Source organism: Methanosarcina sp. A14, assembly GCF_001729375.1.
Lineage (GTDB): Archaea > Halobacteriota > Methanosarcinia > Methanosarcinales > Methanosarcinaceae > Methanosarcina > Methanosarcina barkeri.
The window spans coordinates 34583-43952 of record NZ_LZPK01000027.1 but is presented as its reverse complement, the minus strand read 5'-3'; the positions used below and the strand labels follow the sequence as shown (position 1 = coordinate 43952).

Annotated in this window: 6 protein-coding genes and 1 tRNA gene; all 7 read left to right on the top strand. The window is 45.0% G+C overall.

What is annotated here, in order from left to right:
- The first annotated feature begins 888 nt into the window (after nucleotides 1-888).
- The 7 genes from A9239_RS01755 (at nucleotide 889) to A9239_RS01725 (ending at nucleotide 9369) form a co-directional block, all read left to right on the top strand.
- Nucleotides 889-965, top strand: a tRNA-Lys gene (locus tag A9239_RS01755).
- Nucleotides 966-1054: 89 nt separating this feature from the next.
- Entirely contained in the window at nucleotides 1055-1291 is a 237-nt protein-coding gene (locus tag A9239_RS01750) for a DNA-directed RNA polymerase subunit H (RefSeq protein WP_048123125.1), read from the top strand.
- A gap of 211 nt (nucleotides 1292-1502) precedes the next feature.
- Entirely contained in the window at nucleotides 1503-3098 is a 1596-nt protein-coding gene (locus A9239_RS01745) for a DNA-directed RNA polymerase subunit B'' (RefSeq protein WP_048154842.1), read from the top strand.
- 14 nt (nucleotides 3099-3112) lie between these two features.
- Complete coding sequence (gene rpoB / locus A9239_RS01740; RefSeq protein ID WP_048119393.1) at nucleotides 3113-4927, top strand: DNA-directed RNA polymerase subunit B; 1815 nt, start codon at nucleotides 3113-3115, stop codon at nucleotides 4925-4927.
- Nucleotides 4928-4939: 12 nt separating this feature from the next.
- Nucleotides 4940-7582, top strand: a complete 2643-nt coding sequence (locus A9239_RS01735; protein ID WP_048154844.1) for a DNA-directed RNA polymerase subunit A' — start codon at nucleotides 4940-4942, stop codon at nucleotides 7580-7582.
- On the top strand, nucleotides 7582-8814 hold the full coding sequence (gene rpoA2, locus A9239_RS01730) for a DNA-directed RNA polymerase subunit A'' (protein WP_048154847.1): 1233 nt from the start codon (nucleotides 7582-7584) through the stop codon (nucleotides 8812-8814). Before A9239_RS01735 ends, rpoA2 begins: the two co-directional genes overlap by 1 nt.
- A 258-nt stretch (nucleotides 8815-9072) precedes the next feature.
- Nucleotides 9073-9369 (top strand): 50S ribosomal protein L30e, encoded by a 297-nt coding sequence (locus A9239_RS01725; RefSeq protein ID WP_080941517.1) that lies wholly within the window; start codon nucleotides 9073-9075, stop codon nucleotides 9367-9369.
- Nucleotide 9370 lies beyond the last annotated feature (1 nt).

Here is a 9370-nt window from a genome sequence, read left to right as displayed (position 1 = left end):
TGATTTGGAAGGACCCTATTTACTATTTAAGGAAAATCCATAATGCATGCGTGCTATGTGCATGGCAAGCTATGTGCATGACAATAAAGCATCTAAGCAAAGGAAGCATCTAAGTAAAGGATTTTAAAGATTTATTACAGGATGGACTCTGGATGAATCCATCCTAAAATTGGATTTGCTCTTCATTTTATTTATATTATAAAAATAGTATTTGTTATAAAATATGGAACATTGGAGTTTAGGATATTGTTATAGAGCTGATCCCAAAACTCAAAATGATTTTTCTGAATCCCAGATCTACAATAAGTAATAGATTTTCTGATCACGAAAATAATTTTGAAATTTTACTAATTTGAGGATAAAATTAGTTTTGGGATGGACTTATAAAATATAGGAACATTGGAGTTTAGGATATATCTGGATACATTCTTTAAAAACGTTTAAATATAAAATGTTTAAATTTAGAAATTTTAAATTTCAGGAATTCGGATTTGACTTTGATATTAGTACTTTATTTTTGGAGAGGGTGACTATCGGGAAATCGAGACATTATTAAGAATCGGGGCAAATGTCTCAAGTTACCCGTAAATAAGAGAAATAAATTGAATTCTTGGCCTTACTTTTTAAAAATTGAAAATTCTCGTACATATATTTTTCCAGCAAAACTGGAAAAAATTTGGTTGAAATTCACCACAAAAAAAATAATTTTAGCTTAAATATACAGGAATTGTGAAAGAAAATATCTCTTCACCATAAACTATTTATAGAATAGCTGGAATTAGAGGGTTGCACTGGTGTGATAGGTGCTCCCTGAAGCAGCGGGGCAGCAGTGGTAGCATGAAAAAATATCCAGGTGCAAAAAAGTAAAGTGGAATTATATACGCAAATGGGCCCGTAGCTCAGTCAGGCAGAGCGTCTGGCTTTTAACCAGACGGCCTAGGGTTCAAATCCCTACGGGCCCGCCATGTTCTTTATTATACCCGGTGGAAAGGCCATCCACGGGAAAAATCGGTCTGACAAATTTTTTGAATACTTTATTTTTGGAGGAAAGGATTTGACAAAATTCAGCCTGCTCGACCATGAGTCGGTCCCTAAACATGAAATCATGCCTGAAGGCGAGTTAAAGTCTGTTTTAAGCAAGTATTCTATTGAAAAGGAGCAACTTCCGAAAATCAAAGTGAACGATCCTGTTTGTAAAGAAATAGGTGCTGTTGTCGGAGACGTAGTGAAAATCACAAGAAAAAGTCAAACTGCAGGGGAGGCAGATTACTATAGACTTGTGATCGATTAAGCGGAGGGGAGTAAACCGCTTGTATGATCAAATTTTCTTTACGGAATGCCTTTTTGAATCCCATGCACCATCGTATGGCAAAACTCAACAGTTGCACACCGATCCAAGGATCAGAATCTCTTGATTTTCATTTTAATAAAGCAAAGAGGGTGCTATCATCGCGTTAGAAACAAGTATACTGTCGCAGGCTTATTTTACACGGGACAAGATAGTGCAGCACCATATAGACTCGTTTAACAAGTTTATAGATTACGGGCTGCAAAAAATCATAGATGAACAGAGAACAATAGAAACCGATATCGAGGATACCTACCTTAAACTTGGAAAAATCAGGGTAGAACATCCTGTGGTAAAGGAAGCCGACGGGGCAATCGAAAAACTTTATCCCAACGAGGCAAGGCTCAGAAACCTTTCATACTCAGGTCCTCTCTACCTCGAAATGAGCGTGGTAAAAGAAGGAGTTGAGTCTGAAGTAATGGAAGCAAAAATAGGACAGCTTCCTATCATGGTCAAATCCAAGATCTGTAACCTTCCAGGACTTAGTGAATCCGAAAAAGTCCGCTATGGTGAAGATCCCCTTGACCCTGGGGGATATTTCATTATTGGCGGTACCGAAAGGGTGGTTATGACCCTGGAAGACCTCGCCCCTAACAAGATTCTCGTAGAGTATGGGGAGAGGTATGGCGATACTATAGAGGTTGCAAAGGTTTTCTCACAGAAGCGCGGATACAGAGCCCTTGTAATCGTAGAAAGAGGAAGAAAATCCTTGCTCGAGGTTTCTTTTCCTTCTATCTCCGGAAGAGTATACTTCATTACTTTGATGAGAGCTCTTGGAATTGTAACTGATGAAGATATCGTAAATGCAGTTTCAAGTGATCCCGAAATTATCAAATTCATGCTGGAAAACCTCGAAGAAGCCGAAGTTGAAACCCAGGAAGAAGCAATCGAGAAAATCGGGGCCCGGGTCGCTGCAGGTCAGGCCAAGGAATACCAGATAAAAAGAGCAAACTATGTTATTGACAGGTACCTGTTCCCCCATCTTGGAAACGACATGAAAGACAGGCTTTCCAAGGCTCACTTCCTGGCAAGAATGGCTGAGTCCTGTTTCGAGCTGGCCCTTGGAAAGCGTTCGGAAGACGATAAAGACCACTATGCGAACAAAAGGCTGAAACTAGCTGGAGACCTGATGGAAGACCTCTTCAGGGTATCTTTCAACAGGCTTGCAAGAGACATAAAATACCAGCTCGAACGCGCAAACATGAGAAACAGGGAGTTGAATGTCGCAACAATAGTTAGAGCCGATGTGTTGACTGACCGGCTGCAGCATCCGCTGGCAACCGGAAACTGGGTTGGAGGAAGAACAGGTGTGTCTCAGCTCCTTGACAGAAATGACTATATTTCCACGCTTTCCCACCTGCGCCGGGTAATTTCGCCCCTTTCACGAGCCCAGCCTCACTTTGAGGCTCGAGACCTGCATGCAACCCAGTGGGGAAGGCTCTGTCCTTCGGAAACTCCTGAAGGTCCAAACTGTAGTCTGGTGAAAAACTTTGCCGAGATGGTCGAACTTTCAACAGGTATAGAAGACATCGACGGGATAAAGAAAATTCTCCACGACCTGAATGTTGAGCGTGCGGTTGTAAAGGTACCGGAACTCCCGGCCAAAATGAAAGAAACCTTACTTGATGAGTTCGGAGAAGAGATTGTTGAAGAATATGAAGAGCCTTCGGAAGGCGAAAGCAAATACAAAGATGATGAGTTTTACGATTACTCAGATTCGGATGATGGCGGATCAATGTTCGGTGATTAAGGGGTCGATGTCAGATGACTAAAGCAAAAGTATTCATAAACGGGGAGCTTGTCGGGACCCACGATAACCCTACGGAGCTTGTAGACGAGCTCAGAAAGATGAGGCGGCAGGGTTTCATATCCAGGCAGGTTAATGTCGCTCTTAACAGCAACACAAGAGAAGTAATTATAAACTCCGATATGGGCAGAGCAAGAAGGCCACTTATAGTTGTGGAGAACGGAGTTCCTAAGGTAACTGAAGAGCACATAGAGAAAATTAAAAATAAGGAAATCAATTTTGATGAACTGGTAAAAGAAGGCTGTATAGAGTATCTCGATGCCGAAGAAGAGGAAAATGCCTACATCGCACTTTACGAGGCTGATCTTACTCCAAAGCACACTCACATGGAGATTGATCCTGAACTTATTCTTGGAATCTCTACGGGAATGGTGCCTTATCCTGAACATAATGCATCTCCGCGTAATACCATGGGTGCAGCCATGATAAAACAGTGTATTGGGGTTGCAACCGCAAACCAGAAGCTCAGACCTGATACCCGGGCCCATGTCCTTCACTACCCTCAGAGAGCAATGACCAGAACTAGGACCTCGGAAGCAATAGGTTTTGATGATAGACCTGCAGGCCAAAACTTCGTGGTCGCAATCCTGTCCTATGAAGGGTATAACATTGAAGACGCCCTGATTTTCAATAGGGGTTCAATTGAAAGAGGTCTCGGGAGAAGTCACTTTCTCAGAACTTTCGAAGGAGAAGAACGAAGGTATCCGGGTGGACAGGAAGACAAGTTTGAGATTCCTGACTCCGAATACCGCGGAGCGCGCAGTGCAGAAGCCTATGCAAACCTGGATACAGACGGGCTTGTAAATCCCGAAACCCCGGTTGGTCCCAATGATGTACTTATCGGAAAAACCAGTCCACCAAGGTTCCTTGAAGAACCGTCAGACTTCGGGATTGCAATGGAGCAGAGAAGAGAAAGCTCGATCACAATGCGGTCAAATGAAACCGGAATTGTTGACACGGTCATCCTGACCGAATCCATTAACGGAACCAGGCTTGCTAAAGTAAAGGTAAGAGACGAAAGGATTCCTGACATAGGGGACAAATTCGCTTCAAGGCACGGGCAAAAAGGAGTTATTGGCCTGAAAGTCCCTATTGCAGATATGCCGTTTACGGAATCCGGCATGACTCCTGACCTGATGATTAACCCACATGCAATTCCTTCCCGTATGACTGTAGGCCACGTCCTGGAAATGATTGGTGGAAAGGTAGGTTCCATGGAAGGCAGACGAGTTGATGCAACAGCTTTCTCAGGAGAGAAAGAAGAAGACCTCAGAGAAGCCCTGAAAAAGCACGGGTTTGCTCACACCGGAAAAGAGGTTTTCTACGACGGAGCTACCGGCAAGATGATCCCTGCAGATGTCTTTGTTGGGGTTATTCTCTACCAGAAACTGCACCACATGGTCACTTCGAAGATGCACGCACGGTCTCGTGGGCCTGTACAGGTGCTTACCCGCCAGCCAACCGAAGGTCGAGCCAGAGAAGGTGGTCTCAGATTCGGAGAAATGGAACGTGATGTGCTGGTAGGCCACGGGGCTGCCATGTCGCTAAAAGAGAGGCTGCTCGACGAGTCAGATAAGGTTGTTGAACTTGTCTGCTCTCACTGTGGAATGATTGCAACGTATGACAAGCAGCGAAATGTCGCTTTCTGCTCAACCTGTGGGGCTGACACGGATATATATCCTGTGGAGATGAGCTATGCATTCAAGCTGCTGCTGGACGAAATCAAATCTCTGGGAGTTGCGCCCAGGCTTAAACTTGAAGACGCGGTATGAGGTGAGACAGATATGGCAAATGTACCTCCAATTCCGAAAAGAATTTCTTCTATTAAATTCGGCTTACTGTCTCCAAAAGAGATCCGTAAAATGAGTTCAACCCCGATCATCACAGCCGACACTTACGACGATGACGGATTTCCAATTGACATGGGGCTTATGGACACAAGACTCGGAGTTATTGACCCTGGGCTTCGCTGCAAAACCTGTTCAGGGCGAGCAGGCGAATGCCCCGGACACTTCGGACATATCGAACTTGTCGCCCCGGTAGTCCATGTTGGCTTCAATAAAGTAATCCGAAAACTTCTCAGGGCAACCTGCAGGAAATGCAGCAGGCTCCTGCTTGACCCTGCACAGAAACAGCATTATCTGGACCAGCTTGTCGGCATTGAGGAAATCGGACATATGCCTGATGACCTGATTAACGAGGCTTATAAGGAGGCCAGTAAAGTAAAGACCTGCCCTTACTGCAATGAGGAACAGCTGGAAATTAAATTCGAAAAACCCACTGAATATCTCGAAAACGGGGAGAAGCTGACCCCTACCGAGATAAGGGACCGTTTTGAGAATATCCCTGATGAAGATATCCGGGTTATCGGGATGGACCCGAAGAATGCAAGGCCTGAATGGATGATCCTTACAGTCCTGCCTGTACCTCCTGTTACAGTTCGTCCTTCGATTACCCTTGAATCCGGGCAGCGCAGTGAAGATGACCTGACCCATAAACTCGTAGATATTATCAGAATTAACCAGCGCTTCCAGGAAAACAGGGAAGCTGGCGCCCCTCAGCTCATTATTGAGGACCTCTGGGAACTTCTTCAGTATCACGTTACAACCTTTTTTGACAATTCTGTCTCAGGGATACCTCCTGCAAGGCACAGGTCAGGCAGGCCCTTAAAGACTCTTTCCCAGCGTTTAAAAGGTAAGGAAGGTCGTTTCAGAGGAAGCTTATCGGGTAAACGTGTTAACTTCTCGGCACGTACAGTAATTTCTCCTGACCCAAACCTGAGCATTAATGAGGTAGGGGTTCCTATGCCCATTGCACGGATCCTTACAATGCCCCTGGTGGTAACACAAAGGAATATAGAACAGCTCAAAATTTACGTGCGTAATGGGGAGGATATACACCCAGGAGCAAACTATGTACTCCGCCCTGACGGCAGGCGTATAAAAGTTACAAGTGTAAACAAAGACGACCTTGCCGAAAAGCTGGAGTTCGGATGGACAGTTGAACGCCAGTTAAAAGATGGAGACATTGTACTCTTTAACAGGCAGCCGTCTCTGCACAAGATGAGTATTATGGCTCATTCTGTGAAGGTGCTTCCGAATAAGACTTTCAGGCTGAATCCTGCTGTATGTCCTCCATATAACGCTGACTTTGATGGGGACGAGATGAACATGCACGCCCTTCAGACCGAAGAGTCCAGGGCTGAGGCAAAGATCCTGATGCAGGTTCAGGAGAACATTCTTTCCCCGCGTTTTGGCGGTCCTATTATAGGCGGGATTCATGACCACATTTCAGGGCTTTTCCTGCTGACACGTTTTGAGAATCATATCCCTAAAAATGATGCTTACGATATGCTCCGGAAGAGCGATATCCGAGAGTTGCCTTCCCCTGCAGGTTACGATCCAGATGGAAAGCCCTACTGGACAGGAAAACAGATCTTCAGCCAGATCCTGCCTAAAAACCTTAATACACAGTTTGCAGCCCAGGTCTGCTCACACTGTGACGTCTGCAAGAAAGAGGAGTGTCCGAACGATGCCTATGTGGTAATCCGGGACGGAGAACTCATTAAAGGAACGATAGACGAGGCAGCCATTGGAGCTTTCAAAGGAAAGATTCAGGACCGCATTATCAAGGAAATAGGCCCTGAAGCCGGAGCTCGTTTCATAGATAATATGACCATGCTTGCAGTTAGGGCTATTATGCGGACAGGCTTGAGTTTCGGAATCGCTGATGAAGATATTCCGAAAGAAGCCAGGATCCAGATCAATGAAGTCCTCGGCAAAGCTGAAGATGCTGTGCAGAACCTCATCAAGTCTTACCAGAATAAGGAACTTGAACCTCTTCCTGGAAGGACCCTTGATGAGACAATTGAAATGAGCATCATGCAGAAGCTCGGAAAGGCCAGAGACGAGACCGGTAACATAGCAGACAGCCATATGGGACTTGAAAACCCGGCAGTTATTATGGCCCGTTCAGGGGCAAGAGGTTCCATCCTGAACCTTACTCAGATGGCGGCCTGTGTTGGTCAGCAGGCAGTGCGTGGTGAACGTATCCGCAGAGGGTATGCAGGCAGGACATTACCTCATTTCCAGAAGGGGGATCTTGGTTCGGACGCCCATGGTTTCGTAAAGGCAAGCTACAAAAGCGGGCTTAACCCGACTGAATATTTCTTCCATGCAATTGGTGGTAGGGAAGGTCTTGTGGACACTGCAGTCAGGACATCACAATCAGGGTACCTGCAGAGAAGGCTTGTCAATGCGCTCCAGGACTTGGAGGTCCAGTATGACCTTACAGTCAGGGATACCAGAGGTGTGCTCGTGCAGTTTAAGTATGGAGAAGATGGGATTAACCCCACAAAAAGCGATTTCAGCAAACCCGATACAATCCACAGAATTGTCAATTCCGTAGTAAACCGGGAGGTGGCCTGATGAGTATCAGTGAAAGTACAATCGATAGTATGATAAAGGATCTGCCCCTCCCTTCGAATATCCTTAATACTCTAAGAGAGGATGTCATCAAAGCCGGAGTAAGTAAGAAGGAAATGGAAGAGATTGTAGAACAGGTAATGGAAGAGTATCATACCTCATGCATTGAGCCCTGTGACGCTGCCGGTGTGGTTGCAGCTCAGTCCATAGGGGAGCCGGGTACCCAGATGACAATGCGTACCTTCCACTACGCTGGTGTGGCCGAGATTAACGTTACTCTCGGTCTGCCCCGTCTTATAGAAATTGTGGATGCTCGAAAAATTCCGAGTACTCCTATGATGACAATTGCCCTTTCTAAAGAGAATCCTGAAGATTATGCTTACGACAGGGAAAAGACAAGAGCTCTTGCCTGGGAGATTGAAGCAACGAAAATTGACCATATCGCTGATGTGACCACTGATCTTTCCCAGATGAAATTGATAATTGACCTGCATGAGAAGGCGATGGAAGGCAGGAATATTACTATAGATCAGGTAAAAGAAAAGTTCAATGAAGAATTGAACGTAATGGTTACCATTTCCCCGGATATAGATAACCAGATTATCATTGCTCCGGGAGAGCCTTCTTACAGGGAGCTTCTCCAGCTTGCAAAAAGTATCCACAATGTCACCCTTAAAGGGATAGAAGGAATCAAACGTGTGGTAGTCCGCAAGGAAGGAGAAGAATACACACTATATACCGAAGGTTCGGCCCTGCGTGAAGTGCTTCAGTTCGATGGTGTGGACAAGACAAGAACAAGTACAAATAATATTAACGAAATTTATGAAGTGCTTGGAGTCGAAGCTGCAAGGAATGCGATTATTAAAGAAGCGACAGACACCCTGCGCGAACAGGGTCTTACTGTGGATATCCGGCATATTATGCTCGTGGCCGATCTCATGACCTGTGATGGGGAAGTAAAACAGATCGGAAGGCATGGAATTTCAGGTGAAAAGGCAAGTGTCTTTGCCCGTGCAGCTTTCGAAGTTACGGTAAATCATCTGCTGGATGCAGGGATGCGTGGGGATGTGGATCAGCTCCAGGGGGTCACGGAAAATATTATCGTTGGCCAGCCTATCCGTATGGGTACGGGAGACGTGCATCTTATAACCAGAAGAAGAGAGGAAATCGAAGAAGCAGTAAAAGCTGCAGAAGCAGCAGAAGCAGTAAAAGCTGCAGAAGCAGCAGAAGAGTGAAAGGTTTCAGGGCAAAAAACTTGAAACTCAACCTATAATTATTTAAATTCGTAGCCTGATAGAAGACCACTTCAGATCAGGTATATATTACCTTTACGAAACTTGGAAAATCCTGATGCAGAAACTCGAGTCTGCTAGGCTCATAACCAGAAAATAAATATAAGGCATCAGGTATTTAGAGTACCATATATTCACCGAGCTTGGAAAATCTTTATTAGGAAAGAGATAGAGTAGACGAGCTCATTTGAGACAGAGTTGATGAAAATGAAGATCAATGTTGATAAATCTCTTATCAAGGCTGTGAAAACAGGAAATGTAATAGTTGGAGCCAAACGGACCGTGGATGCAGCTAAAGATGGTTCTGCAAAAATGGTGGTCCTGGCATCAAACTGCCCCGAAGAAATTAAAACGAAAGTTCAGGCAACAAATGTCCCTGTCCTGGAATACGAAGGTACAAGTGTGGAACTCGGGCCCATATGTGGTAAGCCCTTTACGATTGCAGCCATGGCAATCCTCGATGTAGGAGAATCCGATATTCTGGCTGCTACAGTTTAAT

Coding starts and splice junctions, on each gene's coding strand:
- A9239_RS01735 (WP_048154844.1), top strand. CDS start 4,940: ATGGCAAATGTACCTCCAATTCCGAAAAGAATTTCTTCTATTAAATTC.
- A9239_RS01725 (WP_080941517.1), top strand. CDS start 9,073: ATGAAAATGAAGATCAATGTTGATAAATCTCTTATCAAGGCTGTGAAA.
- rpoA2 (WP_048154847.1), top strand. CDS start 7,582: ATGAGTATCAGTGAAAGTACAATCGATAGTATGATAAAGGATCTGCCC.
- rpoB (WP_048119393.1), top strand. CDS start 3,113: ATGACTAAAGCAAAAGTATTCATAAACGGGGAGCTTGTCGGGACCCAC.